The 25,712-nt window shown below is 54.8% G+C and carries 23 protein-coding genes; 11 read left to right on the top strand and 12 right to left on the bottom strand.

What is annotated here, in order from left to right; all coding sequences use genetic code 11:
* Window positions 1-1,055: 1,055 nt before the first annotated feature.
* Window positions 1,056-2,963, top strand: coding sequence for an acyltransferase family protein (locus E5180_RS03750; RefSeq protein WP_138923221.1), 1,908 nt, complete (start codon window positions 1,056-1,058; stop codon window positions 2,961-2,963).
* Window positions 2,964-3,045: 82 nt separating this feature from the next.
* Here E5180_RS03750 and E5180_RS03745 read toward each other — a convergent pair.
* The 5 genes from E5180_RS03745 to E5180_RS03730 form a co-directional block, all read right to left on the bottom strand.
* A protein-coding gene (locus tag E5180_RS03745; RefSeq protein WP_138922942.1) for an IS3 family transposase occupies window positions 3,046-4,205 on the bottom strand; the annotation gives its coding sequence in 2 pieces (ribosomal slippage) (window positions 3,046-3,956 and window positions 3,956-4,205; 1,161 coding nt in all).
* Window positions 4,206-4,385: 180 nt separating this feature from the next.
* Window positions 4,386-4,514 (bottom strand): hypothetical protein, encoded by a 129-nt coding sequence (locus E5180_RS15985; protein WP_302664654.1) that lies wholly within the window; start codon window positions 4,512-4,514, stop codon window positions 4,386-4,388.
* A 108-nt stretch (window positions 4,515-4,622) separates the two neighbouring features.
* Entirely contained in the window at window positions 4,623-5,444 is an 822-nt protein-coding gene (locus E5180_RS03740; protein WP_138923220.1) for a phosphocholine cytidylyltransferase family protein, read from the bottom strand.
* A gap of 34 nt (window positions 5,445-5,478) precedes the next feature.
* The gene (locus E5180_RS03735; protein ID WP_138923219.1) at window positions 5,479-6,246 is read right to left on the bottom strand and encodes a CDP-alcohol phosphatidyltransferase family protein; all 768 of its coding nucleotides are present in this window, start codon (window positions 6,244-6,246) and stop codon (window positions 5,479-5,481) included.
* Window positions 6,243-7,433 carry a pyridoxal-phosphate-dependent aminotransferase family protein gene (locus E5180_RS03730; protein WP_138923218.1) on the bottom strand — a complete coding sequence of 397 codons (1,191 nt, stop codon included), beginning with the start codon at window positions 7,431-7,433 and terminating at the stop codon, window positions 6,243-6,245. Before E5180_RS03730 ends, E5180_RS03735 begins: the two co-directional genes overlap by 4 nt.
* Before the next feature lie 566 nt (window positions 7,434-7,999).
* On the opposite strand from E5180_RS03730, the gene E5180_RS03725 reads away from it, so the two are divergent.
* Both E5180_RS03725 and E5180_RS03720 read left to right on the top strand, forming a co-directional pair.
* The gene (locus E5180_RS03725) at window positions 8,000-8,896 is read left to right on the top strand and encodes a TIGR01459 family HAD-type hydrolase (RefSeq protein ID WP_171048893.1); all 897 of its coding nucleotides are present in this window, start codon (window positions 8,000-8,002) and stop codon (window positions 8,894-8,896) included.
* A gap of 392 nt (window positions 8,897-9,288) precedes the next feature.
* Window positions 9,289-9,708: an antitoxin Xre/MbcA/ParS toxin-binding domain-containing protein gene (locus E5180_RS03720; RefSeq protein ID WP_138923216.1), complete on the top strand. Its 420-nt coding sequence runs from the start codon at window positions 9,289-9,291 to the stop codon at window positions 9,706-9,708.
* A gap of 563 nt (window positions 9,709-10,271) precedes the next feature.
* Here the strand turns inward: E5180_RS03720 and E5180_RS03715 are convergent.
* The 3 genes from E5180_RS03715 to E5180_RS03705 form a co-directional block, all read right to left on the bottom strand.
* Window positions 10,272-12,353 (bottom strand): ATP-binding protein, encoded by a 2,082-nt coding sequence (locus E5180_RS03715; protein ID WP_254700523.1) that lies wholly within the window; start codon window positions 12,351-12,353, stop codon window positions 10,272-10,274.
* A 328-nt stretch (window positions 12,354-12,681) separates the two neighbouring features.
* Window positions 12,682-13,263, bottom strand: coding sequence for a DUF1190 domain-containing protein (locus tag E5180_RS03710; protein ID WP_093732344.1), 582 nt, complete (start codon window positions 13,261-13,263; stop codon window positions 12,682-12,684).
* 43 nt (window positions 13,264-13,306) lie between these two features.
* A complete protein-coding gene (locus E5180_RS03705; RefSeq protein ID WP_138923215.1) occupies window positions 13,307-14,542 on the bottom strand; it encodes a glutathionylspermidine synthase family protein in 1,236 nt (411 codons plus the stop codon).
* Between the two features lie 230 nt (window positions 14,543-14,772).
* Here E5180_RS03705 and E5180_RS03700 point away from each other — a divergent pair, with 230 nt between their 5' ends.
* The 6 genes from E5180_RS03700 to queF all read left to right on the top strand — a co-directional run bounded on the left by E5180_RS03700 (window position 14,773) and on the right by queF (window position 18,580).
* On the top strand, window positions 14,773-15,447 hold the full coding sequence (locus tag E5180_RS03700; protein WP_138923214.1) for a type 1 glutamine amidotransferase domain-containing protein: 675 nt from the start codon (window positions 14,773-14,775) through the stop codon (window positions 15,445-15,447).
* Window positions 15,448-15,521: 74 nt separating this feature from the next.
* Window positions 15,522-16,118, top strand: a complete 597-nt coding sequence (locus tag E5180_RS03695) for an SDR family oxidoreductase (protein WP_138923213.1) — start codon at window positions 15,522-15,524, stop codon at window positions 16,116-16,118.
* Between the two features lie 220 nt (window positions 16,119-16,338).
* Window positions 16,339-17,040: a 7-cyano-7-deazaguanine synthase QueC gene (gene queC / locus E5180_RS03690; protein WP_138923212.1), complete on the top strand. Its 702-nt coding sequence runs from the start codon at window positions 16,339-16,341 to the stop codon at window positions 17,038-17,040.
* Window positions 17,040-17,393: a 6-carboxytetrahydropterin synthase QueD gene (gene queD, locus E5180_RS03685; protein ID WP_138923211.1), complete on the top strand. Its 354-nt coding sequence runs from the start codon at window positions 17,040-17,042 to the stop codon at window positions 17,391-17,393. Before queC ends, queD begins: the two co-directional genes overlap by 1 nt.
* Entirely contained in the window at window positions 17,390-18,100 is a 711-nt protein-coding gene (queE, locus tag E5180_RS03680) for a 7-carboxy-7-deazaguanine synthase QueE (RefSeq protein WP_138923210.1), read from the top strand. Before queD ends, queE begins: the two co-directional genes overlap by 4 nt.
* An 18-nt stretch (window positions 18,101-18,118) precedes the next feature.
* Window positions 18,119-18,580: a preQ(1) synthase gene (gene queF, locus E5180_RS03675; RefSeq protein ID WP_093732351.1), complete on the top strand. Its 462-nt coding sequence runs from the start codon at window positions 18,119-18,121 to the stop codon at window positions 18,578-18,580.
* Window positions 18,581-19,172: 592 nt separating this feature from the next.
* Here queF and E5180_RS03670 read toward each other — a convergent pair.
* Complete coding sequence (locus E5180_RS03670; protein WP_138923209.1) at window positions 19,173-20,801, bottom strand: long-chain-fatty-acid--CoA ligase; 1,629 nt, start codon at window positions 20,799-20,801, stop codon at window positions 19,173-19,175.
* 89 nt (window positions 20,802-20,890) lie between these two features.
* On the opposite strand from E5180_RS03670, the gene E5180_RS03665 reads away from it, so the two are divergent.
* Complete coding sequence (locus tag E5180_RS03665) at window positions 20,891-21,370, top strand: acyl-CoA thioesterase (RefSeq protein WP_138923208.1); 480 nt, start codon at window positions 20,891-20,893, stop codon at window positions 21,368-21,370.
* Between the two features lie 36 nt (window positions 21,371-21,406).
* Window positions 21,407-21,859, top strand: a complete 453-nt coding sequence (locus E5180_RS03660; RefSeq protein WP_138923207.1) for a GNAT family N-acetyltransferase — start codon at window positions 21,407-21,409, stop codon at window positions 21,857-21,859.
* Between the two features lie 87 nt (window positions 21,860-21,946).
* Here E5180_RS03660 and pgi read toward each other — a convergent pair whose 3' ends face one another.
* The 3 genes from pgi to zwf are packed head-to-tail and all read right to left on the bottom strand — an operon-like array spanning window position 21,947 to window position 25,670.
* Window positions 21,947-23,536: a glucose-6-phosphate isomerase gene (gene pgi, locus E5180_RS03655; RefSeq protein ID WP_138923206.1), complete on the bottom strand. Its 1,590-nt coding sequence runs from the start codon at window positions 23,534-23,536 to the stop codon at window positions 21,947-21,949.
* Window positions 23,533-24,204 (bottom strand): 6-phosphogluconolactonase, encoded by a 672-nt coding sequence (pgl, locus tag E5180_RS03650; protein ID WP_138923205.1) that lies wholly within the window; start codon window positions 24,202-24,204, stop codon window positions 23,533-23,535. The genes pgi and pgl overlap by 4 nt, the downstream gene beginning before the upstream one ends.
* On the bottom strand, window positions 24,201-25,670 hold the full coding sequence (zwf, locus tag E5180_RS03645; RefSeq protein WP_138923204.1) for a glucose-6-phosphate dehydrogenase: 1,470 nt from the start codon (window positions 25,668-25,670) through the stop codon (window positions 24,201-24,203). Before zwf ends, pgl begins: the two co-directional genes overlap by 4 nt.
* Window positions 25,671-25,712: the final 42 nt, after the last annotated feature.

Here is a 25,712-nt window from a genome sequence, read left to right as displayed (position 1 = left end):
TTTACGATTTTCCGAGTAAAAGCGCTGATTGAGTTCACGCTCAAAATAATATTGTTGATTAACAGAGGCACTTGGTAAAATGTTTAAAAGCATAGGCCGACCCCTACGTCATATTCTTTGCTCACTCGGCCTTCATGCTTGGCAAGACAGCAGAAGCATGCCGGAAGAGGTATGTAGGAAGTGCGGAAAGCGGCGGAGAAAGTTCCAATAAACTGAAGGTGGATGAAGTCGAATTGCGAGAGACAGGCGCGGTAAGGTTTCACGCCAATCACCAACTTCGCCTGGTCTTCGGCAGCTGCGTGACATGCGGCCAAGTTGCTCCGCATCGACACTTTGCCCGGCTCTCAAAATCATGCACAGAGATCCCAGCGGGCAGAGGCTCAGGGCGAAACTCAACTGCTTGGCCATAGGACCAGCAGCGCACCTCGATATGCGTGCATCCGAACAGTAGCAGCGGGTCAGCAGGCAGTTTTGACATGCTACATCAGTTATCTGAACAAGCGGCAACACAAAGACATATTCAGCCTGTCCATCAGTTAAGCCAAGCGGGATGCCCGAAACCCTCTGTGATTGTATGACCAAAGCTTTGCTGAGGTCGCAGTTACCAATCATATTTAAGTGCGCACACCCTTGAACAAATTGAACTTGTGGCCCTAAGATCGCGCCGCAGAACTAGCTTTTTATGCTAGTGTTCAACTAGTCAACCTCATAGCCTGAGATGATACCCAAGAGGCCATTTTTTTATTGAAGAGGTACTTCTTCCATGTAAAGAACCAATAATCGGACATTGCATCGCCTCCTTTGCCAAGTTGATATCAACTCGTGAAAAAATATTAGGAACACGCCTGAAGAGGTAAGCAGGATATGTCGACCTAGACGCGGTCAGATGCTTTATTTGTCAGTTCGCTTTTGACCTTTAGAAGCAGAGCGATATCAGTTTGCTTCCCTGGTTTATGTTAAATGCAAACAACCACACTTTTCGATAAATGAATCTTTTTGCCAAGTAATCTAGAATTGGAAATTATAGAATGATGCTAAGAACCGATATTTAAGTATTGCGGGCAATCGCTGTGACTTCGGTTGTTATTTATCATATGAATCTTGGGTATCTAGAAGGTGGATACTTAGGGGTAGATATCTTTTTTGTGATATCTGGCTTTCTAATTGGCAAAGCCATCATGACCAAGTGTGACGACGGCGAATTCTCGTTTAGAGATTTCTACACAAGGCGTGCTTTTCGCCTCATTCCCGCAACATTATCTACACTTGTGTTCACCATAATAGGTTCATATTTTATTCTCACCTACTCAAGCTGGATCGACTTCCAAAAACAACTTCTCGGAGCGTTGACCTTCACTGCGAATTTTTCGTTGATGTTTCAGACGGATTATTTCGCCGCTTCTGCCGAAAGCAAGCCACTTCTTCACATGTGGTCTCTTGCGGTTGAAGAGCAGTTCTACTTTTTTGCACCAATCATTATTTTCTTTGTCCCCAAGAGATTTAGAACACTTGCATTATTAATTTTCTTAGCTGTTTCTTTGGTGGGATGCCTGATCCTAGTCAAAGGATGGATTGACCTACCAATATCTTCTAAGGGGGCTCAAACAATAGCATTTTTCATGCTACCAACACGCGCCTGGGAGTTAATAATAGGTTGTTGCGGTGGTTGGCTCATGCTGCGGCACCCCCAGCTATCGATCTCCAGAAAGCTTAAGTGGGTCGCCCTCTTCGGAATAACTCTACTGCTTCTCACGCCACTAGGGACAACCCACCCAGCCGAAGACGCCCTGCTTGTTTCGCTTTTTACTTTTTTACTTCTCATTGGGCAGGACAATTGGCTACCCAAAACCACCATCACAAATTTGACAAGGAAGATTGGCGACTGGTCCTACTCAATATACTTGGTCCACTGGCCTCTATTTGCGTTTGCAAATAATATATTTTTAGAGGATGTTCCTGTATGGGTCAGTTTAATGCTAGTCGCTCTATCTGTGGGGCTGGGAGCAGCCCAATATAGATATGTTGAAACGCCGTTCAGATATGGATTTAAAAAGGGTGGATTGAGTGCAGCGATAAAACTTATTGCTGTGACTTCTATTCCTGCATTATTTTCCTTACCAGCCGTATCAGGCGTGATCTACCAAGAAAGCATTCGTTCTGAAAAGCCGCTGCCAAACATTGGCCTTTCATCTGTTTGTGATCAGGAAGATAATTTCTTTCATTCATTCCCCGAGTGTCAAACAACTCCTGAACCGCGGGTGGCTCTGTTAGGAGACAGTATTGCAATGCAGTGGGGGCAAGTTCTCGCAGAACATTCTGAAACGTTTGGTGGTTTTGTTCAAATGACGAAAAGTGCTTGCGCGCCCGCATTAGGAGTCGCCCAAGTACATGGTCGCTATACTGAACGCTGGGCTGCAGACTGTACCGGTTTTGTATCAGATGCCGTGGATGTTATAATCGAGAGCGATAGTATTGAAACTGTCGTGATTTCTTCGGGCTATACGCAAGTCTTGATGGCGCAAGGTCAGAGCATGTTGGTCAGTGGAGAGTTGATACCTGCAAATGAAGAGATTGGTTTTGCCGCAGCGAAATCGCTCATTGAACTTCTGACCAGAGCTGGAAAAACTGTGGTTCTTATTGGCACGCCTCCAATGACAGGTGCTGATTTTGGGTTCTGTCAGGAACGTAAACTGAACAACTCTATTACCATTGGACTTGACGGTTGCACGTTTAAGCTATCCGATTTTAAAACACTTTATTCACCACTCTTTCTGGGCCTAGAAAAACTCGGAGAGATCGAGGGTGTAAGTTTGGTTTGGCCACATGACTCAATTTGCAATGCTGGAATCTGTTCGACTTCGCTTGATGATATGGTCTTATACAGAGATCGGAGTCACCTAACGCTTGAGGCGACCAAGATAATTTTCGACGATCTTGATATTGTTAGTACGTTAAAACGGTAAACGTTAGGGCGACGGTAGATGCAGTAGTTCGGCTCCTACCTTTGGCATTCGCCAAGTGACCTGCCCCCCGAGGCTCCCTCATTCATAACGAGAGTTTGCGGGTCTGGGTTTCATATTCTTCGTCGTCAGTTTGGGCAAGCGCGTCTTGCGCGGAGCCCTCAAATTGCTCAAGCGCTCGACGAGCTTCTGCCGGTGTTTGGTTCCCAAGCGATGAGTGCGGCCTGACGTTGTTGTAGTCGTATCGCCAGAGTGCCAGCTTGCGACGGGCGTCATCCAACGTATCGAAGATTTCCTCATTCAACAGCTCGTCGCGCAGGCTGCCATTGAAGCTTTCTATGAAGCCATTCTGCTGGGGTTTGCCGGGGTCGATGTAATGCCAATCAACGTCGTTATCACCGGCCCATTTTAGGATCGCACGACTGGTAAACTCCGTGCCGTTATCACTGACAATGCAGGCAGGCTTTCCATAAATACGGACAAGCGCGTCAAGTTCCCGCGCGACACGAGCGCCCGAGATGCTGGTGTCAGCCACCAAGCAGAGGTTCTCGCGGCAACAATCGTCGTTTACAGCCAGCATGCGGAACTTGCGTGACGCGCCGAACGTATCCGACACAAAATCTAAGGACCAACGCTCGCCAGGACGCAAAGCAACCGGCATTGGTGTCCGCGAGCCACGCGCACGCTTGCGGCCCCTGCGCCGTCTAACGCCCAGCTTTTCTTCAGTATAAAGGCGATACAGTTTCTTGTGGTTCATGATCCTTCCCTTGCGTTCCAGCAGCACACCGATCCGGCGGTAGCCAAAGCGCCGTCGCTTGCTGGCAATCGCTTTCATCTCTTCGCGAACTTCTGGATTATCCGGTGACTGATCGCGCCGGACGGTCTTGGGATCGACACCGACAAGCCTGCACGCCCGGCGCTGCGAGATATCATGGTCTCGCATTGCCTTGCGTGCTGCGGCCCGTCGCACATTCGGTGTCGTCAGTTCTTTCCCAGCAAATCCTTCAACACAACATTGTCCAACATCGTGTCCGCCAGAAGGCGCTTCAGCTTGGCGTTCTCATCCTCCAGCGATCTAAGGCGATGAGTATCAGAAACGTTCATGCCACCATATTTGGCTTTGAACTTGTAGAACGACGCGGGACTCAAGCCATGCCTGCGGCACACCTCTGCCGTCGGCATGCCAGCTTCCTGTTCTTTGATCATTCCGATAATTTGGGCTTCAGTAAAACGGCTCTGTCGCATCTGTTTGCTCCTTCGAAGGTTGAGCAAACTCTACATTAAACTGAGGGAAGTTTCGGGGGGCAGGTCACCAATATTAGTGAGGCGGTTGCGCTGACAGACCACTGCAAGAGGGCCACGAACTATATTTCTTCGGGATTTTTCATCCCAAAGATCAGTTCCTTTGCTCTTGATCCCGGAGAGTTACTTCACCGTCTTACCAGAAATCGAAAGCGCAGGTTTTCCGGCATTAGAATTCGCAGTTGCAGAAACTTTCGGCTTCTCTTGTTTTGGTTTCTTCGCCTCTTTCTTGCTGTTTTTACCTTTAGCCATTGTCTGTCCTTCCAAAATGCAGCGATCTGGTGCCGTTGTGGCAGCAGCTTGACTGCGATCGTCCACCCGTTGCCCTGTCGAGCGGGGGATGGTGTTGACTTGATGGGGCTACGCCAGCGTGCCTGTTTTCTCAGCAGCTTCGTCGATCGTCCTTTGTTGCGCACGCGAAATGGTTGAGATTGGCGTTCCAAATATCGCATTTGCTGCAGCGTAATCCTGCGCCGTATCAATCTCTGTCCAGTTCAAACCGGTGATATCGAGCGCACGAAAGGCTGTTCCTTTCACCACCAACCGTTCATAGGCGGCCTCGTAGTAATCCTGAAAATGGTTTCTGCTCTCCATCATTTCAGTAAGTTCAGCAAAGAGCGACGGGCCTGTCTTGGCACTGATTTTCTCAATCCCGATCGATTCACCCATAGCCAATTTGGGATCAACCGATTTGCCTACTTCAAGGATCTGCATCTGGTCGTCGGTGATGACTTTGACCTCTTCGTCCTCAAGCGCAATGTTTTGATCAATGCACAAGACGTTTGGATGGTCACTATCAATAAGTTTGCGTAAAATTTTCACATCAAACACCACGTCCGCGTCGAACTTGATAAAGTCGGCAGTGCCAATAGCTTTCGAGGCCAACATAAGGGAATAGCCTGTGTTGGTCTCGCGGTAACGCTCGTTGATTACATAGGTGACGCGAATGCCTCGGAATGTCTTGTCGACGAACTGCTTGATCTCGTCCGCCCGATGCCCCAGCACCAATACGAACTGTGATATGCCGCAACTCAGACAATTGCGGAGCATCCGTTCCAGGATAACGGACCCGCCGACGGGCAACAGGCTTTTCGGGCAGTTGTCGGTTAAAGGGCTGAGCCGCGAGCCGATGCCTGCGGCCAGAATGACTGCCATAGGCGGGCGATTGATTTCATTTTTCATTTCTGATGTCCTTTATAAGGCGAGATGTGGGGTGCTATTTTTGAAGGGCCAATTTTGGGTTTTCCCCGATGTTCTTGCCTCTTTGCCATGACTTGAAGATGCCCCAGAACAGCTGGCTGGCCGCAAAAACCCAAAGCATTGGGACCATTTGATCAAAGATCAGCGCTGCTGAGAGCATGAAGATGAACACGCCTTCATCGAATGCGAGAACTTTGCGTTGTTCGCGCAGAAACCACTCAAAGTTGGCACGTGGACCAAAGCCCAAACCCGCCAATTTTTCCCCCTTTTTCGAACTCGCCATGTTCATCGGATAATCTGAGTCACATGCCGTTTCGATTTCGAGTGCCACGTATTTGGCATATCCGCGCAACCCGTAGAACGTGATGCCGATCATAGCGAGGAATACAGGTACAACGCTCTCGGTCTGAGCATAAGCGGCGTATCCGACGGCCCCGAACCACAACCCAACCTGCACCTGATCGGTCAGGCGATCATAATAACTACCTTGCGGTGAGGACACGCGGCGGTAGCGTGCCATTTGTCCGTCCATGCAATCGAGGATGTGGCTGAGATGGATCAGGAGTGCAGCGGCAATGAAACAAGCAGTACCACCAACAAGAATCCCAACGGTCGCCAACACAGCCACCAAAAAAGAGGCCGCCGTGATCCGGTTCGGGGTGATCCATCGCGCTTCCACAGCCCCATAATTGGCGAGAATGGCCAGCGGTGACGTAACAAACGACGACCACCATTCATCATTGCGGGTTTTTGTGGCCCAAAGTTGTGTCAACTTGCCTGTCATGAAACCACCTTTTCTTGTAAACGTTTTGGCATCGGCAGCATAACTAAAGTTGCGCCTGTAGGCCTTACAGGTGCGACGAGTTCAGCCGCTTCGGCTTGCAACGCCAGCAATACGTCTTTGAGCGCGGCCAGAAAGAAGCGAATGTCGTAGTCGGACAACTCTCCGATGTTGCCGACCTGAAAGACCCTGCCCGCAAAGCACCCTTTGCCTTCGTAGATGATGATGGATTTCTCACGCAATCTGTCGCGGAGATCGCGCACAGAAATCGACGGCGGCACCCGTACAGTGGTCAGGATCGAACACATGTCCGCCTCCTCGATTAGGAAATCGAGGTTCAGCCTGCGCATGCCGACACGAAGCAGATTAGCTCGGGCCTTGATGCGTGCATAGCGTTTCATGACGCCTTCGCGCAGGATGTCCGTGAGTGCTTGCTCCAGTGCAAAGAACAGTGGAACAGCGGGGGTATTAGGTGTCTGAGTGTGGTGTTTCAGGAAGGCATAGAATGTAGCCAAGTTCAGGTAGGTCGTCTTTGCCGCATGGTGCTTCAGCCGTTTGAAATGTTTTTTCCGTCCAACGACAAAGGACAGACCGGGATAAGAGCCGATGGCCTTGGAACTGGAGCTGGACACAAAAGCGATATTGCACGCCTCCATATCAATCACTTCAGCGCCGACGGAACTGACACCGTCGACCACGAACAACGCGCCGGCCTCTTTGCAGATGGCACCGACCTCGGCCAACGGGTTCAGCATCCCTGAACAGGTCTCATGATGGACCATCGCGACAACGTCGATCCTGTGCGTCGACAGATAGGCGGCAACTTGGGCTGGATCGAATGGCGTGCCCCAGGGCATCTCAATCAGATGGGTGTGTTTGTTGTGGATCCGCGATGTTTTATGCAGGCGCCCCCCAAATTCCCCGTTCGATAGGATCAGAATAGCACCCTTGCCCACGACAGAAGACAAGATTGCCTCGTTGGCCGCCGTGCCGGAACCCGTAATCACCACAGCTCGATACCGGGCTCGGTTTCTGATCTGAAACAGCGAGATTAGTTTATGTTCGATGCTACTCAGAAGGGCATCGAAATCAGGTTCGCGATGGCAGATATCTTCTTTACAGATCGCCGCGCGCAAGGTTTCGGCCACATTCACGGGGCCAGGTGTGAACAGTAGATACTTGTCTAACATTAGTCATACTCCAACAGCACCAAGACAGGATCTTGGAGCCGTCACACCCATGATACGTCCGCGCGCGAGGGTCAGGCGGGGACATCGAGAGGGCATAAATCGAGTTCGAAGGCGCAGCCCAAAAGAGAGCTATCGTTGTGTTGTCCAAAAATTGAACGCTTATAGAAAAAATTCCAAAACGCCTGATCCCGGCAATAAGTGCGGATCAAGCATGTCCAACGTGCTGAAAATCAGCATCAGAACAGTATCGAAGCAATGTCGAAGGTCCCCAACGCGACCCTGATGGGATGGTGTTGGAATTTGACCGGAAACATCCGGTAGCAATTTTCAGGCATCCTGGTCTGCTAAGGTTGACCTTAGAGAAAAAGATCGCGCGCGTTGATGGAGCGCCTGAGGAATAAGCCGTATGGAAAAATCGGAAAGATAGCAAGGAGTAGATGCGACCGTGCGCTTCCGCATATCGCGCCCCCTACCAAAGAACACCTATTTCGGAGACATGTGTTTTGTCAGGTCCCATGAAGGTGGTGCTTGACCCTGGGTGCCATGAAACTTACCCCATCTTACTCATGGTACACAACCGTCACCCTTTGGACTCATCAGTCAGACTTACGCCGCTCAGTGAACTTGTGGATCACTACGACGGCCTTTTGTGTGACATCTGGGGCGTTATTCACAACGGCGGGGCTGCCTTCAATGATGCCGTCGATGCGCTCTGCAGAACACGTGCGGGTGGTCGTTTTGTCATTTTGATCACTAATGCGCCGCGACTATCCAAAGACATCTATCCGCAATTGGCGCGTTTTGGCGTTCCGCGTGAAGCGTTTGATACCATCATTACATCAGGCGACGTCACCGCACATTTGGTTGCAAACCAACCTGACCTTCCGCTGTTCCACTTTGGTCCGGCACGGGATCAGTCCATTTTGGAGGGTTTGGCCAACCCTATTGTAGGGATATCAGACGCCAAACTGTGCCTGCTAACCGGGCCATTAGATGACACGATCGAAACTGTCGATATTTACCACAGTCTTCTTAAAGAGATGCGCGACAACGCTGTCGAGATGATTTGCGCAAATCCCGACTTGGTAGTTCGAAGTGGCAAGCGCATGGTCATCTGTGCTGGTTCCATTGCGCAATACTACAGGCAACTGGGCGGCACGGTTATCTTTGCCGGAAAACCGGAGCCGGCAATCTATCGCGAGTCGCTGAAAAGAGCCGCTACTCTGATGGGGCGAGATGCCCTAAAGGGCGGATTGCTGGCCATAGGTGATGGGTTGCCAACTGATATCAAAGGTGCCGCTGACAACGGCTTTGATGCATATTTCGTTGCGGGTGGCATTCATGCAAAGGAGTTTGGCCCATTAAACGTCGCGGACAATGCGGTGAAAGCTGTGAGTAACATCAAGAACAGATTTATCGGACTTAACCTTGTCGGGGTTTGCGACCAGTTGGTTTGGAACTGAATAAACTGGATGCTACTCACCAAAACTTCATTCGTATCTTTGGTAACCGTGTTTTGCTTCCGAGCATGAGAAAGATCCTTTCGTGACGCAAAAAGTTTAAGCCGCCAAAATGCTGCAGGATCCCCGAATTACATCACTGCAAAAGCTGCAGCACAGCGTTGAAGACGTTGGTGAATGGCCGGTTAGGGCCGATCTTTGCATCGCTGGATGCATCTAATAACGCCGATGCTAACCCGAAACAGGTAAACAGCCCCATACACCAATCAAAAGAATACCGCATTTTGTGGTTGCCTTTTCGATGCGCTAAAGTGGACGGGCATGGGCCCATTCAGCGGCTACGGTTGTGATATGCCTGCAGAGCTGTCAGTTGGCCCCTGAAGAGGAGATTTTCTATGACCACCAAGCTCACACGCTCAACGGATGTTGAGCGTGTCGCCGAAATTCTGGGACTACCTGAAGAAATCAACGATTCCGCGTCACTGGAGGTCAATATTGAATGTGGTCTTCCAGCTTCATCGGTTGAGAAAATTTTAGCAGTAATGTATTCACGGCCAGTATTGGAGCTCATTCCCGAGCGAGCTTTTCGCAGGGCCAAATCTGAAAAAATTCCCCTCAGTAGAACAAAAAGTCAGATACTCTATGACTTTTCGCGCGCTTATGTGGTCGTAGACAGAGTTCATCAAGGCCACGGAGCTCTCGTGATGCGGTTTTTAGAAAAGCCTAATCCTGAACTTGGAGGCGCAGTTCCAATGGCATTGGCAATATCGAGCCCTGCTGGGGCGGACGCAGTAATCGAACTGCTCACCAGATAAGGCAACCGGCCCCATAGGCGCTGACGTCAGACACGCCATTCAGCTACCTTAAATGCTTCGCTCGATGGTCAGCTTCTGCTTCCGGAAACAAGCCGCGGTACATGGCAATCAGGGCAAGATCGGTTTGGGGCCGAAAGCCGCGGGAAGATATTCACCGATTTATATAGCGTACAAATCAGATCTACCGGTGGGAGAATGGCACTGGTTTGATAGCCCCATAACCTACGTAGAACGCTTCAACCAAACGTAGCGTTTACAAATCTGCCTGCAAAATCAGACAGACGTTAGACCTGTTTGAAACTTCTATGAGCAGTCACGTAAGCCAAGTCCTGCCATAAATCGTGGTCCACATTCCTTATAATTCATTGACCTGCATAGGGACAGAAATGGGCCTACATCGTCCACCTTGGTTCATATTTTAATGAGGATTATGCGCATTCAGGTATGCCTGCCGGTCCTACCAGAATCCCGGTTTTCCCGCTGTGATCTACGACCGGGGTCGGCCTTCACAGGCCGTGCTGTGCGAGATGCAGTTATTGAGCTGAAACAGCGCACTACCCCGCTTAGGCAGCCTGCTTGCCGGCGTTTTCATCTGCCTTGATGGGGAGCGTTAGGGTAAAGCAGCTGCCTTGCCCGATGACGCTTGAGACACTTAGGTCACCGCCTTGCATTTCTGCCAGACTGCGCGAGATGGCGAGCCCCATGCCAGTGCCTCCCGCGCGACGGGTTGCGGATGAATCGACCTGATAGAAAACTTCAAAAATGCTTTGCAGCTCTGCTTCGTCTATGCCTGCGCCGCTGTCGTGGACCTCGAATTTGACGACATCACCGACGGGCTTCACCACCAGCCGGACAAATCCGGTGTCGGTGAACTTGATCGCATTGCCAATAAGGTTGAACAGGATTTGCCGCGCGCGGAACTTGTCGGCGAAAACCACGTCGGCCTCTTGGACCACGTCAAAGGCCAGCCCTTTCTTGCTCGACAAGGTATTGAGCTGCTCAATGACCGGATCGACAATATCCTGCACCGCGCAATGCGTAGGCTCGATGACCAGACTGCCGGATTCGATTTTGGCCACATCAAGAATTTCGTTGATGAGATGCAGCAGATGGTCCCCGGACTGGACAAGCCGGTTCATCAAGTCCGACAGCTGGTCGTACATCTCGTCCAGCAGTCGTTTGGCTTCGGCAGGGCTGATATCGCCGGCTTCATACCCTTTCAGCAGCGCTTTGGATGCGGATAGCATGCGCGCATTGCGCGACAGTTGGGCCACCCCCATGATGACCGTCAGCGGGGTGCGCAGTTCGTGGCTAAGCACCCCCATAAAATTTGTCTTTGCCTTGCTCGCGGCCTCTGCCGCGTCCTTTGCATGGCTTAGCTCGGTCACATCGACACGCAGCCCGACATAGCTGCCATCGGCCAGCGGCCGATCCGACGCTTTGATCACCCGACCGTCCGCCAAATGTTGTTCAGTTTCAAGAGTTTGCGACTGGCGGTGAACCGCAAGCCGGCGTTCGATCCACTTGGCTTCGTCAAGCCGGCCCACCGGGAACTGCTTGCTGTTCACCCCACTCCTCAGCAACACTTCGAACGGTGTCCCGCTTCTCAGCAGTTCGCTTGGAAGGTCGTACATTTCTTTGTACTTGGAGTTGCTCAGCAACAGCCGATCCTGCGCGTCGAACATGACAAAACCATCGTTCAGCGCTTCGATGCCGCTGCTAAGCAACGCCTCGGCGCGTTTACGTCGCTCGGAGACCTGCAGGACATACAGCAAAGTCCCCAATAGCATGAGGCCTGCAATAGCGATCAAGGCCCGTTTTTGCCATTGATCCGGCGCGACCTTCGGCCAGCCGCCCTTGGTGCGCGCTTCCAACACCCACTCTTCGAAAAAGAGATCAAACTCGAGCTTGACGGTATCCGCATCCCTGAGGCTTTCGTCACCGTAGGTAAACAAAAGCGCGTCATTTGTGGGCTTTGCGTCGGCTGCCTGGATCAGCATATCATAGCGTTCTTCGGCTGCACGTATGCCAGCTTCGACCAGAAACTCTTGGTAGTCGAGCACGAGAGAGACAATACCCCAAAGCCGGCGTGTGCTTTCGTCGATCTCACCCTCAGTGACAGCATCAGGGGCGGGCCAGTATACTGGGGCGCGCAGGATCATCCCCTGACCGCCCTGCACAAGATCAACAGGTCCCGCCATCAGCTCGGTCCCAACAGATAGCATCCGCTCGATGCCCGGATATTGTGCTTCGTTGGTGCGGTAGTTCAGCCCCAAGGCTCCGGCGTTCGGCTCTAGCGGATGTATCAGACGCACCACAAGATCGGGGGCCGCTGCAACGTTGATTACGATGCCGTCGATTTCGCGGATGTTTTGAACCCTCAGTGAAAAATCCCTTTGGGTTGCAAAAGGATTCTCACCAATAAAAACCGCGAGTTCTCGTAATGCGAGCATCTTTTCATGGATGATTTGTTCAAAATTCTCGCGAATATCGAGCATTTCAAGGTGGCTTTTAGCCCGCAATTCATACGTGAATGTCTCGGACAAAAGCCGATCAATCCGGCCTGCCGCATAGGTAATGATGATCGTTGCGCTAAAAAATGCGAACAACGCCCAAGCGCCGCCAATATGCGTCCTTTTCGACATGCTATGAGGCAACCGCTTGTCCATATAGGGCGCAGCCAGGCTGCGGAATTTCTAAACGATCATTCTAGGGCGCAACAAAAACGAATGTATCGGGTTTATTCGCCCATGTCGCCTTCGCGCCACTGCGTTGCTGTAATGCTGCACATCTTAACCTGAGATAAACCCGCAATCCCATCCTCACGCGCCGAATGCTCAAATAAGCGACAACGCGCCCGACGCTGGACCGGACTCGCTAGGCAGCACCTGAACCGTCAGCATGCTAACTGCACAGGAAAGATCGCCTTGGCGTCGGCATATTCAATCATGCCGAACCCGCTGTGCGTGCGCCCTAGCCGCCAAAGCCCGTACGACCGCTGGCTCCCTTGCCAAAACCGCCGCGCGATTTCGCTGTGGCACGGGTCATTGGCGTTTTGCCCGCGGTTGTCGCGGGACGGGTGAACTGCGAGGTGCTCAGCTTTGCCGCGCCTTTGTTGCTGGAATAGGTGCTGGTGCGCGCCGCGTTGGTAAATTTGCCATCGGCTGTTTTGTACATCGGCTGGCTGGCAGCCATACCCGACCGCCCGCCAAGCATGTTCCCGATCAGATAGCCCGCCAGCAACGGCATAAAAATACCGCCCGACCCGCCTTGGGTCTGTTGAGCCTCTGACCCGCAGGCCCCCACACCGTGCTGTTCTTCGCAAACTTCGACGCTATTATAGCGAGGGGCTGATTCAACGTGCAGCGTCTCGGCTTCGGCAAAGGCTGTCTCGCAATCAGCACCTGTGAAGGTTCCGCCAAACGACGCCTCGTTCTTGCAACTTTGCACGTCAGGGAACGCTGCGGCATCAATCTTTTCGTCGCGGCAGCCGGCAAGGGTAAAGGCGGTGGCCCCGATGATCGCGATGGCGACGCGTTTTGACCGTTTTGTCATGATGATCTGCTTTCTGCTGTACTGCGACGAATAAGGGAAGATGCTAACCGGAATACGGCGCAATGTAATGGGGTTTGAAACGCGACAAATCCTGCGTGATCCTAGTGCGATCCTCGCGCAGGCCGATCCCGACACATTCTTGCCCGATGATCCAAGCCCCAACAACCGGACGCATCCCGTCGAATGTCGGCAATGGCGCATAAGCCTGCAGGATGCGCGGATGTTCGGCATACTCCGTGTTGATGGCGCTTTCGATGATTTGGCCGTTTTTCACAATCTCGATTGAAGCCCCTTCGCGCGACAGGATCGGTTTGCGCACATGAGCAAGCGTCAGTGCTTCGCGCGCGCGCTCGAATGCCTCGGCAGCGCGTCCCGTAACCGACCCGCGCCCCGCCATCGCATCACCGACATCGTGTTCGAAAAACGCCGGCAGCAGGTTCGGGTGGTCCTCGAACATCTCCCACAGCACGGGCAGCAGCCCCTTGTTAGACAGCAGTGCCTTCCATGCGGGTTCAAGAAACAGACAGCCCGATCCGGCGATGTGGTCGGCATAGTCATCGCGCAACAGGTCTTCCCACGGGTAGAGCTTGAACAACACGGCGATCCGGCGGTCTTCGTCATCCAGAAACTGCCCGTCATCGCTCAGTGCGATCTTATCGAGGTCGAAATAATGCGCCCCAAGTCCCGCCTCCCGGGCGGCCCATCCCATCGCTTCGACGGTGCCGTAGTCTTCGGGATTGCCCGCGACCGCCGTGAAATGAAGATCGCTGTCGGGTTCGAACACATCCGCAAACCGTGCGACCAAGGCTTCGTGGATACCGTTGAACTGGTCGGCCCCTTCGGGCAGCGTGCCTGCCTCAAGATGGTCCTCCAGCCACTGCCACTGGAACGCGGCACTTTCATATAGCGACGTGGGTGTGTCGGCGTTGTATTCTAGCAGCTTGGCAGGCCCCTGCCCGTCATAGGCCAGATCAAAACGGCCATAGATTTCGGGATCAGCCCGTTTCCAGCTGTCGGCGACGAGGTCGCGGTGACCTTCTGGGATCGCAAGCCTGTCCAGCAATTCTTCGCTGGTCAGAATATGGTCCACCGCCTCACGGCACATGCCGTGCAGCGCGGTTGCGGGGTCTTCGATGTCATTCTCGATCTGGTCGAGCGAAAACGCATAGGCCGACGTTTCGTCCCAATAGGGTTCGCCGTGCATATCCGCAAAGCTAAAGCCGACCTCTTTCGCATGGTCGCGCCAATGCGGCCGCTCTGCTATTTCGATCTTGTGCATCCGGCGAAACTCCCCCGCGAAAAACTACCGCGGGTTTAGTCGCTTTGCCCTCGCGATGCCAGTGTGCTTCGCCGATTGCACCGCCCGCGCTTACGCAGGTCACAAAAACGTCAGACAGGGTTGGGAACAACCCGCGACCCCAATCGTTAGACGGTCTACGCGATCGCTATTGCGGTGTCACCCATGACGCCCCGATCGGTATGGCGAAATGAATTGAAAGGCCCTCTCACATGAAAATTCTCATGGTACTCACCTCCCACGACAAGCTGGGCGATACTGGCAACAAAACCGGTTTCTGGCTCGAAGAGTTCGCGGCCCCCTACTACGTCTTTAAAGACGCTGGCGCAGAGGTCACGTTGGCCTCGCCCAAAGGCGGCCAACCCCCGCTCGATCCCTCCAGCGATGCCGAAGATGCGCAGACAGAAGCGACAAAACGCTTCAAGGGCGACGATGCTGCGCAAAAAGAACTGGCCAACACCAAAGTGCTGTCAGACGTATCGGCTGACGGTTTCGATGCGATCTTCTACCCAGGCGGCCACGGCCCGCTGTGGGATCTGGCCGAAGACAAATCCAGCATCAACCTGATCGAAACCTTTGCCGCCAGCGACCGCCCCGTCGGGGCCGTCTGCCATGCGCCCGCGGTATTCAAACACACCAAAGGTACCGACGACAAGCCGCTGGTATCTGGCAAAACCGTCACCGGTTTCACCAACACCGAAGAAGAGGCCGTGGGCCTCACGGACGTTGTGCCTTTCCTTGTCGAGGACATGCTTAAATCCAATGGCGGCACTTATAAAAAGGGTGACGACTGGGCATCCTTCGTTGTGACCGATGGCAAGTTGGTCACCGGCCAGAACCCCGCGTCCTCCGAGGAAGCGGCGCATAAACTCCTGTCGCTTCTCTAAGATATCGCCCACTGCGCGTAACCCGTGCGCAGTGGGCAACTTAAACCGCGACCAAAGTGCAAAGGACCAAACTAATGAACATTCTCGTTGCCGGCGCGACCGGCAAAACCGGCATCCGTGTTACCGAACAACTGCGAGAACAGGGGCACACGCCAATCGCACTGGTCCGGGATTCTTCTGACACCAGCGCGCTTGCCTCCGACGTGGTGCTGCGCAAAGGCGATCTGACCAACCTGACCTCCGACGCCTGCGAAGGCTGTGACGCCGTGATCTTTGCCGCAGGGTCCGGCGGATCATCTGGGCCAGAGATGACCGATAAGGTTGACCGTGACGGTGCCAAAGATCTTATCGATATTGCCGCCAAGTCGGGTGTCTCGCGCTTTGTAATGCTAAGCAGTGTCGGTGCGGATACCCCAGACCCCGACAGCGAACTTGCGCATTACCTGCAAGCAAAACACGACGCTGATGTGCACTTGCAGAATTCAGGCATGGAATACGCCATACTGCGCCCCGTCGCGCTGACGGACGATGCGGGTAACCGCAACATGATTTTTGGTGACGACGTGGACGTAAAAGCGAAAGCGGCGCGTGGCGATGTGGCAGCGGCGTTGGTCAAAGCGGTGTCCGGCCCTGAGTGGAAAAACATAGCGCTATTGATGCAATCGGCTTAAGCCCCCAGGCGTTTTTGCTTCCCGCCCCCCCCCGCTAGCGCAGCTGCATCGAAACGCCGCCAGAGTTTTCTACTCTGGCGGCGTTTCTACGTTGAGATGACCCGACCTGTTGCATCTAAGGAATTTATGACACCTGCCCCCCTTGGCATCTATGGTCACCTCGTTTATCAGGCGCCTTCCCGGTCGCAGCCTACCCGGGTATCAAAACAAGGGTTAAGATATGAAAACGATTGTTGTCTGCTCCGGCGGATTAGATTCTGTGTCGCTTGCTCATATGGTGGCGGCACAACGCAAGCTGACGGGCCTGGTGTCCTTTGACTATGGCCAGCGGCACCGCAAAGAGCTGGATTACGCGGCACTATGTGCAACGCGCCTTGGCGTCCCGCACGATATCATCGACATGCGCGGCATTGGGGCCGCATTGACGGGCTCGGCGTTGACCGATGATATTGACGTACCCGACGGGCATTACGCCGAAGATACCATGCGCGTCACTGTTGTGCCGAACCGCAACGCGATAATGATGTCGGTCGCTTACGGGATCGCCGCGGCCCGTGGGGATCAATCGGTCGCCACGGCTGTGCACGGGGGTGACCACTTCATCTACCCCGATTGCCGTCCCGATTTCACCCAAGCGTTTGAGTTCATGCAATATATGGCGCTGGATGGCTATGCAGACGTGTCGCTTTACACACCGTTCGTCCACCGAACCAAGGCCGATATCGTGACCGAAGGGCAGCGCCACAACACCCCCTTTGCCGAGACGTGGTCCTGCTATAAGGGCGGCGCACATCACTGCGGGCGGTGCGGCACGTGCGTGGAGCGGCGCGAGGCGTTCGACCTTGCAGGCGTGACCGACCCCACCCAGTATGAAGACCCTGACTTCTGGGCAGAGGCAATCAAACGCAGGATCCTGTCCTGATGTTCACAATCACCAAAGAGTTTCACTTTTCCGCCTCGCATCAGCTATCACATCTGCCCGAGGATCATCAATGTGCCCGCCTGCACGGGCATAACTATGTCGTGGTGGTCGAACTTCGGGCCAAAGAACTGAACGCTGATGGTTTTGTTCGCGACTACGGCGAGCTTAGGCCGCTCAAGACTTATATCGACGAGACGCTCGATCACCGCCATCTTAACGACGTGCTCAATTTTGCCTCGACCGGCGAAAACATGGCGCGGCATCTGTATGAATGGTGTGCGGGCCGTTGGCCTGAAACCACATCCGTCAAGGTCAGCGAGACGCCCAAAACATGGGCCGAATATCGGCCATGAGCCAGCTACGCATAGCCGAAATTTTCGGCCCCACCATTCAGGGCGAAGGCGCGCTGATTGGTGAGCCCACCGTCTTCGTGCGCACGGGCGGATGTGATTATCGCTGCCTGTGGTGCGATAGCATGCATGCGGTCGACCCCGCGTTTCGCCACGATTGGGCCGCGATGTCCTCTGATGCGGTCTGGCAGGAGGTTCAGCGCCTGTCAGGAGACGCGCCGTTAACCGTGTCGCTGTCGGGCGGCAATCCCGCAATTCAGGACTTTGCCCCGCTGATCCGCCTTGGCCATGAGAAAGACTACCGTTTCGCCTGCGAGACTCAGGGTTCAATTTCGAAACCGTGGTTCGGCCAGCTGGATTGTCTCGTGCTGAGCCCTAAACCACCGTCGAGCGGTGAAACGGTTGACTGGGCCGCGTTCGATCGTTGCATCGTTGCTGGTGAAACCGCCGGCCAAGTGGTGATGAAGATCGTGATCTTCGATGACGCCGACTATGACTGGGCCCGCGACGCCGCCGCACGCTATCCCAAATTACCGCTCTACCTGCAACCGGGCAACGATGAGGTTGACCCCAACGTTGCCGTCGATCCGCAGATGTTGGCGGATAAGCTGCTTTGGCTGGTTGATAAAACCATGGCCGACCGCTGGTTCACCCCGCGCCTTCTGCCGCAGCTACATGTATTGCTTTGGGGCAACAAACGCGGGGTCTGACCCGCATCAGGAGAATTTATGGAAACGATTTATAGCGATTTGCAGCAGCTTGGCGGAAAGACCGAGCTTCCCGCTTCACCTGAAGAAGCGATGCTGGAAAAGGTGTCAAACCCGCAAGCTGACGTTGACTATTGCGTCCGCTTCACCGCGCCCGAATTTACGTCGCTTTGCCCGATGACCGGCCAGCCCGACTTTGCGCATCTGGTGATCGACTACGTACCGGATCAGTATCTGGTCGAGTCCAAATCGCTCAAACTGTATCTGGGCGCGTTCCGCAACCACGGTGCGTTTCACGAAGATTGCACCGTCTCGATCGGTCGCCGTCTGGTCGGACTGCTATCGCCGCGCTGGCTGCGCATCGGCGGCTATTGGTACCCACGCGGCGGTATTCCCATCGATGTATTCTGGCAGACCGGCGAAACGCCGAAAAATGTCTGGATTCCAGACCAAGGTGTGCCGCCCTATCGCGGACGCGGGTGACGCGTTGGAGGCGAAAAAATCGAGCCTAGGTCAAAAATACCGCGTAGTGGATGCCCCGCTCCGCGGCATTTTTATGGGCGGCGTAAAGTCAATTTCTGGCATGAATAAAAAGCGTAGGCCATTATCATTATATGAAATGGGACGTACCAGCCTCTGTCTGACGGTCAGCCGCTATACAGACCTATCACCCGACGTAGCGTTAAGCGTTAGGCGTTAACGCTTAAGCATAATACCCTCTGGACAATGCACCTTTAAATTGCGCTAATATTTAGATAACTAGTAAATATTTACGATTACCCATTTTAATTTTTTGCCATTATTGATTGGCAAACATCTCAGGTGAAACATGATTTCGAAGCTCGTTCGGGCGCTTTCGCGCGTGCCGTGCAAACTTAACTTCCACAAATGGCGTGACAGCACGACAATGCCGCAAAAGGTCTGCACGCGGTGCAGATGTAGGCGACAAACCTACGTCTGAAATTGGCCGCGCCGTGAAAGACCCTATATAAACGCTCTGCCCCGTAGATATTTCGGACACGGGACAGAACCATGGCTGGACACCGGGGCAGTAAACCTGTCCCGGTGTAGGCTTTCATTCGCCGTTCATCAGCACGTCGCCGAAGCTTTCGCGCAGATCACGCTTGAGCACTTTTCCAGTTGCGTTCCGTGGCAACGCATCCGTGAAGACGACGCAATCGGGGATCTGCCACTTGGCGATCTTATCCTCGAAAATCGACAAGACATCCGCCTCGCTCGGGTCCTGGCCTTCAGCCTTGACGGCAATCAGGATCGGGCGTTCGTCCCATTTCTCGTGGCGCGCTCCGATGACTGCAGCGTCGGCGATCTGGGGGTGAGCGATCGCGATGTTTTCCAGCTCGACAGAGCTGATCCACTCCCCGCCCGACTTGATGATATCCTTGGATCGGTCACGGATCGTGACGTAGCCGTCAGCGTCCATTGTTGCCACGTCGCCCGTGTCGAACCAACCGTCCTTGTTCAACGTCTCGCTGCGTGTCTTGCGGAAATAACTTTCAAGGATCCAGTACCCTTTGGTGACCAGATCACCCTGCGTCACGCCATCATGGGCGACAGGATTGCCTTCGTCATCAAGAATTTCGAGATCGACGCCGTAAACCGGACGGCCTTGGTTTTCGCGTAGCTTGTTCTGCTCTGCTGCGGGCAGCTTGCTGTGTTTGGCCAGCAGCTGGTTGATGCTGCCCACGGGCGACATTTCTGTCATGCCCCACGCGTGGATCGTCTCTACCCCGTATTTCTCGCGGAAGGTGGTCATCATCGACGGCGGACAGGCCGATCCACCGACGACCGTACGCTGCAAGCTTTCAAGCTTGCTGCCGATCTTGGCTGCTTCGTTCAGCAGGCCCAGCCAGATGGTCGGCACGCCAAGCGCTAGCGATACATGGTTCTCATCAATCAGCTTTACCAGCGACGGGCCATCCAGACCCGGGCCGGGCATCACCATCGCGGCACCGACCATCGCGCAGGCATAGGGCGCGCCCCAAGCGTTGACGTGGAACATGGGCACAACGGGCAGAACCACGTCTTTCGCGGTGATCGCGATGCTGTCGGCCAAGTTGATGCCAAAGCTGTGCAGCACGGTAGATCGGTGCGAATACAGAACGCCCTTGGGGTTGCCGGTGGTACCAGAGGTGTAGCACAGGCTCGATGCGGTGTTCTCGTCCAGATCGGGCCAGATAAACTCGGGGTCGCCGCTGGCGATGAAATCGTCATAGAACTTGATGCCGGGCAGCTGCGCGGCGGCCTCTTCGTCGGTGCCTTCCATCAGAACGACATGTTCGAGATGCTCAAGCTTGTCTTGAATGCCTGCAATCAGAGGCACGAAGGTCTTGTCGATGAACAGCACCTTATCTTCGGCGTGGTTCAGGATATAGACCAGCTGTTCGGGGAACAGACGCGGGTTGATGGTGTGACAGACAAAGCCACCGCCCGATGCGCCAAAGTAGATTTCAAGGTGGCGACGGTTGTTCCAAGCGATGGTGCCGCAACGGGCTTGCGGGTCCAGACCCAGATTGGTCAGCGCCGACGCAAGCGCACGGGAATTGCGCGCAACCTGCCCCCACGAGGTCTGTTCTAGCCCGCCGGTGGTCTTGACCGAAACGATCTCTGTCTCGCTGTGAAAACGTTGTGCGTGTTCGATCAAGCTCGAGATCAGCAGTGGTTTATTCATCATTTGGCCAAGCATGGCGCATCCTCCCATTTGTTAGTTGGCTGCAAAATGGACAAATCACCCCGGTCTTGCAAGCGCCCTCATTGCTGCTTACGCAGGGTTCTATGACAGTCATTTACCATACCCCGCTTTCCTCCGATCAACAGCGTGCCGCCGGTATGCCCACGCCGCAGCCGTTGGCCATGGCAGATCAGGTCCGGTTCTCTGATTTGGACACGAATAACCACGTCAACAATACCGTCTATTTCGAATGGTTCGAACGGTTGCGCATCCGGTACACGCAGTCGTTGGTCGAACGTGGGCTGATCGATAGCCCTGGTCCGCGCGTGGTGATCCGATCAGGGTCGATCCGCTATTTGCAAGAGATGCTGGAGCGTGAGAACTACATCGTAACCTGTCGCTGTACCAGCTTTCGCAACACCTCTTACGCGCTGGCGCAAGAGGTCTGGGTCGGCAACGAGCTGCGCGCGACATTTGAATGTATACTGGTGATGCTAGAGCGGGACGGCGCTGGCCGCTATCCCCTGCCCGACCGTTTGAAACAGTATTTTGAGCAGACGGAAAACGCCCGCCCCGAGGGATAACCGCTGCGGGTAAAACCGAGAAAGGGACCACATGATATGACCATCACCACGCGCCCGATGGAAGCCGCTGATCGCAGCGCTTGGGAAGATCTCTTTGCCGGATATGCCGCCTTTTACAAGGTCGATCAGACCGCCCAAATGCGCGAGACCGTCTATGGCTGGCTGATGGACGCAGACCACGGCAGCAAGTGCATCGTGGCGCAGGATGAGAACGGCTCCATCGTTGGCTTCACCCACTATCGCCCGTTTGTCAGTCAGCTGCGCGCGATGACGAACTGTTTTCTGGACGACCTGTTTGTCAGCCCTCAGGCGCGTGGTACCGGTGCTGCCCAAGCGCTGATCAAAGCGGTAGAGGCGGTGGCGCAGCAAAAAGGGTGGGGTACCGTGCGTTGGATCACGGCAGAAGACAACTATCGTGGCCGCGGCGTGTACGACAAGCTGGCGACGCGCACGGGCTGGGTGACCTATGACATTAAGGTTAATGGATAATATTCAGCGTCATGCGTGCTGCTGGGGATGAGGAGCGCTGCCCCTCACACTCCCCGGAGCTTATTTGGCAAAATGAAGCTGTGATCGTCAGTCAGCGTGTTTCGCGATGAAGGCGACCAGTGCCGCGGTTGAGCCGTCTTTATCTGTGGCAGGTGCCTCGCCATTGACGATGGGCTGGAGCGATGTTGCCAGTTCCTTGCCCAGTTCCACCCCCCATTGATCGAAAGAGTTGATCCCCAGAATGCTGCCCTCGACGAAGACGCGGTGTTCATAAAGCGCAATAATCTGGCCCAATGTGAAAGGGTCGAGCAGCGGATAGATCAGCGTCGTTGATGGGCGGTTCCCGGAAAACACGCGGTGTCGGGCTTGCCGGTCAAGCTCGGCCCCGGTCAGGCCTTTTGCAGCCATCAGTTCAGACGCTTCTTGCAGGGACCTGCCGCGCATCAATGCTTCGGATTGTGCGAGGCAGTTGGCGATCAACAGCTTGTGGTGGTGCGTAAGGTCAGGCTCATGGCCATTGGCTGCGATCAGGAATTCGCAGGCAATGACGCGGGTGCCCTGGTGGATCAGTTGATAGAATGCGTGCTGCCCATTGGTGCCGGCTGCGCCCCAGACGACGGGTCCTGTGTTATAGGGCGCATTCGTGCCGTCCATGAGGGTGGATTTGCCGTTTGATTCCATTTCGAGCTGTTGCAGATAGTCGGGCAGCTGCCCCAGACGCTGGTCATACGGCAGCACCGCGCGTGTTGCATAGTCGCAAATCTGATTGTGCCAGATGCCGACCAAAGCCAGCAACATCGGCATGTTTTCATGCGGGGCTGCGGCGCAAAAGTGGCGATCCATCGCTTGGCCGCCACGCAGGAACGCATCAAATGCACGCGGCCCGATGGCGATCATTAGCGAGAGGCCAATGGGCCCCCAGACAGAGTATCGTCCGCCGACCCAGTCATCGAAACCAAAGACCTGATCCGCATCAATCCCGAAATCGGACGTTTTGTCCTGCGCCGTGCTGAGCGCTGCAAACTGTGTCGCGGGGTCGCCGTCATTTTCCGTCATCCATGCGCGCGCGGTGCGGGCGTTGGTCATTGTCTCTATCGTGGTAAAGGTCTTGGAGGCGACGATCACCAGCGTGGTTTTCGCGTTAAGTCCCCGCAGCGTATCCGAAATATGTGCCCCGTCGACGTTCGATACAAAGTGGCAGCGCGGCCCGTCATGATAGGGCGACAGCGCCTGTACAGCCATCGCAGGCCCCAGATCAGAGCCCCCGATACCGATATTGACCACATCGGTGATTTTACTGCTGCGGATTTTGTCGGCGAAATCGCGCATCCGGTCGAGCGTGTGATGGATGCCCGGCATCACATCTTCCCCGTCTACCATCACTGGCCCGCCGTCGAGATTGCGAAGTGCGGTGTGCAGCACTGCACGGTCTTCGGTCTCGTTTATTTTGCCACCAGCGAACATCGCGTCACGCCGCGCAGGCACATCGGCGGCATCAATCAACCCGATCAGCGCATCCATTGTGGCTCGGTCGAGGTTGGTTTTAGAGAAATCGAACAGCATGTCCCCGGTCTGCGCGCTGAACTCGCGGGCTCGGTCGGGGGTGTCGAACAAGGACAGGATAGAGCGGTCCTGCACCGCCGCCTGCATCTGGCGCAAATCGTCAAAGGAATTCATGGTGCCCAATGTACTGTCGCCTCGTTCAATACTGCGCCGATGGGGGCCTCTAGGGCCGGCAGGCTTTGCGCCTGCTCCACCGCTGCGCGTTTTTCATCGCCGAAAATCACAAGATGCTTTGACATCGCGCCCTCAAGCACCCGACGCGACAGGGTAATGCGCCCGATATCCTGCCCGTCGACATTGATCGGACAGACCGCTGGCGCGTCCACGGCCATCGCGGCCTCCAGTCCGTTGGAGCCGGGGAAAAGCGATGCGGTGTGCATATCCGTGCCCATTCCGAGCAACAGCACCGACAACGGCAGCTTGGATTCGATTTGCGGTGACAGCGTTTCTGCCGCCTCGGCCGAGGTCAGCCCGTCCACATAGAACGGCGTAAAGCCCGCCTGCGCCGCACGCCCGACCAGCAAGCGGTTGCGTAAAAGCCGTGCGTTTGACATCTCGTGATCCGGCGCGACCCAGCGTTCGTCCCCCAGCATAACCTGCACGCGCGACCAGTCCAGATTGGCCCCGCTGAGACTGTCAAAGATTGGCCCCGGTGTTGTCCCGCCGGGCACGGCAAAGCTGACCGTGTCATGGGACAGGAGCGCATTTTTCAGCTCTCCCGCGATCAGATTGGCGAGGTCCATCGCAAGGACTTCGCGGTCGGCATATTCGATCAACTTCATGCAGAATACTCCCGCCATTGCCGCTGGTCACGGCGCATCAGTTCGTTGGCATCTGTCGGGCCATCAGACCCGCTGTCGTAGGGTTTGGGCACATCGTTGCGTGCTTCCCAGCCCTGGATGATCGGGTCGGTCCAGGCCCATGCGGCCTCCACCTCGTCGCCGCGCATGAACAGGGTCTGGTTGCCACGGATGACATCCATGATCAGACGTTCATAGGCGTCGACCTGTTCCGACCCATCAGGGCCCAATGCGTCGGCAAATGTCATATCCAAAGGCACATCCACCAAACGCATGCCGCCCGGGCCCGGTTCCTTGATCGTCACGCCAAGGGTAATGCCCTCGTTCGGCTGCAGTCGGATCGACAGGACGTTACGATGACGACCCGCATCTTCGGTGAAAATCGAATGCGGCGTTTCCTTGAACACGACTGTAATCTCGGACGAGCGCGCGGCCATGCGTTTGCCGGTGCGCAGATAGAAGGGCGTCCCAGCCCATCGCCAGTTGCTGATGTGGGTTTTCAGCGCGACAAAGCTTTCGGTGCGCGAGCGCGGATCACCAACGGCGGTACGGTACCCCGGTTGTTCGGCCTCGTTGCACGGCTCTGCCTGATACTGTCCACGGGCAATATGATGCGGTAGCACGGGGTCCAGCGCGCGGATCACCTTGAGCTTTTCATCGCGCACCGCGTCGGGATCAAACCGCGCGGGGGGTTCCATCGCAATCAAACACAACAGTTGCATCAGGTGGTTTTGCACCATGTCGCGCATGGCACCCGACTTGTCATAGTATTCACCCCTGCCCCCGACGCCGACGGTTTCGGCCACGGTGATCTGGATGTGATCGACGTATTGGCTGTTCCACAAGGGTTCAAACAGCATATTGCCAAAACGCACGGCCATCAGGTTTTGCACCGTCTCTTTGCCCAGATAATGGTCGATCCGGTAGATCTGGCTTTCGTCAAAATACTTGGCCAGCGTCGCGTTCAACGCTTGCGCGGTCTTGAGGTCGCGGCCGAACGGCTTTTCAACCACGATCCGGCTTTGCGCATCGGCCATGCCCCATTGTTGCAAACGCTCGGCCAGATCACCGAACAACGCGGGCGAGACAGAGAAATAATAGGCCTCTACCCGCTCGGTTCCTGCCATCAACTTTTGCAGCTCAACCCAGCCGTCTTCGCCCTTTGCATCAATCGCAACATACTCAAGACGGTCAATGAACCCCTCAAGCTGAGCCTTGTCGTGCTCGAAGTCACCGTTGAATTCGGCAATCGCCTCGCGGATCATCTGCTGATAGCCTGCGCGGTCCATTTCCGTACGGGCTGCACCAATGACACGGGCGTTTTCGGGCATCTGCCCTGAACAAAAACGCCGAAACAACCCCGGCAGGATCTTGCGGCGGGCCAGATCGCCTGTGCCGCCGAAAATCACCAGATCAAAGGGGTCGACCGGAATGACGCGTGATACCATGTGGATGCTCCTTGTCGCGAGGCTACGACTTTTGGGTACCGA

It is taken from the genome of Sulfitobacter sp. BSw21498 (assembly GCF_006064855.1).
Classification (GTDB): Bacteria; Pseudomonadota; Alphaproteobacteria; order Rhodobacterales; family Rhodobacteraceae; genus Sulfitobacter.
This window is presented reverse-complemented; position numbering and strand designations above follow the sequence as displayed.

Bases quoted from the DNA above. Each gene is read 5' to 3' on its own strand.
- E5180_RS03735 (WP_138923219.1), bottom strand. From the start codon at position 6,246: ATGACAGGCAAGTTGACACAACTTTGGGCCACAAAAACCCGCAATGAT.
- E5180_RS03710 (WP_093732344.1), bottom strand. From the start codon at position 13,263: ATGACAAAACGGTCAAAACGCGTCGCCATCGCGATCATCGGGGCCACC.
- queC (WP_138923212.1), top strand. From the start codon at position 16,339: ATGAAAACGATTGTTGTCTGCTCCGGCGGATTAGATTCTGTGTCGCTT.
- queF (WP_093732351.1), top strand. From the start codon at position 18,119: ATGGAAACGATTTATAGCGATTTGCAGCAGCTTGGCGGAAAGACCGAG.
- queE (WP_138923210.1), top strand. From the start codon at position 17,390: ATGAGCCAGCTACGCATAGCCGAAATTTTCGGCCCCACCATTCAGGGC.
- E5180_RS03715 (WP_254700523.1), bottom strand. From the start codon at position 12,353: ATGTCGAAAAGGACGCATATTGGCGGCGCTTGGGCGTTGTTCGCATTT.
- E5180_RS03700 (WP_138923214.1), top strand. From the start codon at position 14,773: ATGAAAATTCTCATGGTACTCACCTCCCACGACAAGCTGGGCGATACT.
- E5180_RS03705 (WP_138923215.1), bottom strand. From the start codon at position 14,542: ATGCACAAGATCGAAATAGCAGAGCGGCCGCATTGGCGCGACCATGCG.
- E5180_RS15985 (WP_302664654.1), bottom strand. From the start codon at position 4,514: ATGGCTAAAGGTAAAAACAGCAAGAAAGAGGCGAAGAAACCAAAACAA.
- E5180_RS03670 (WP_138923209.1), bottom strand. From the start codon at position 20,801: ATGCTTGGCCAAATGATGAATAAACCACTGCTGATCTCGAGCTTGATC.
- zwf (WP_138923204.1), bottom strand. From the start codon at position 25,670: ATGGTATCACGCGTCATTCCGGTCGACCCCTTTGATCTGGTGATTTTC.
- E5180_RS03660 (WP_138923207.1), top strand. From the start codon at position 21,407: ATGACCATCACCACGCGCCCGATGGAAGCCGCTGATCGCAGCGCTTGG.
- E5180_RS03665 (WP_138923208.1), top strand. From the start codon at position 20,891: ATGACAGTCATTTACCATACCCCGCTTTCCTCCGATCAACAGCGTGCC.
- E5180_RS03725 (WP_171048893.1), top strand. From the start codon at position 8,000: ATGGTACACAACCGTCACCCTTTGGACTCATCAGTCAGACTTACGCCG.
- E5180_RS03740 (WP_138923220.1), bottom strand. From the start codon at position 5,444: ATGAAAAATGAAATCAATCGCCCGCCTATGGCAGTCATTCTGGCCGCA.
- E5180_RS03730 (WP_138923218.1), bottom strand. From the start codon at position 7,433: ATGTTAGACAAGTATCTACTGTTCACACCTGGCCCCGTGAATGTGGCC.
- E5180_RS03695 (WP_138923213.1), top strand. From the start codon at position 15,522: ATGAACATTCTCGTTGCCGGCGCGACCGGCAAAACCGGCATCCGTGTT.
- E5180_RS03720 (WP_138923216.1), top strand. From the start codon at position 9,289: ATGACCACCAAGCTCACACGCTCAACGGATGTTGAGCGTGTCGCCGAA.
- pgl (WP_138923205.1), bottom strand. From the start codon at position 24,204: ATGAAGTTGATCGAATATGCCGACCGCGAAGTCCTTGCGATGGACCTC.
- queD (WP_138923211.1), top strand. From the start codon at position 17,040: ATGTTCACAATCACCAAAGAGTTTCACTTTTCCGCCTCGCATCAGCTA.
- pgi (WP_138923206.1), bottom strand. From the start codon at position 23,536: ATGAATTCCTTTGACGATTTGCGCCAGATGCAGGCGGCGGTGCAGGAC.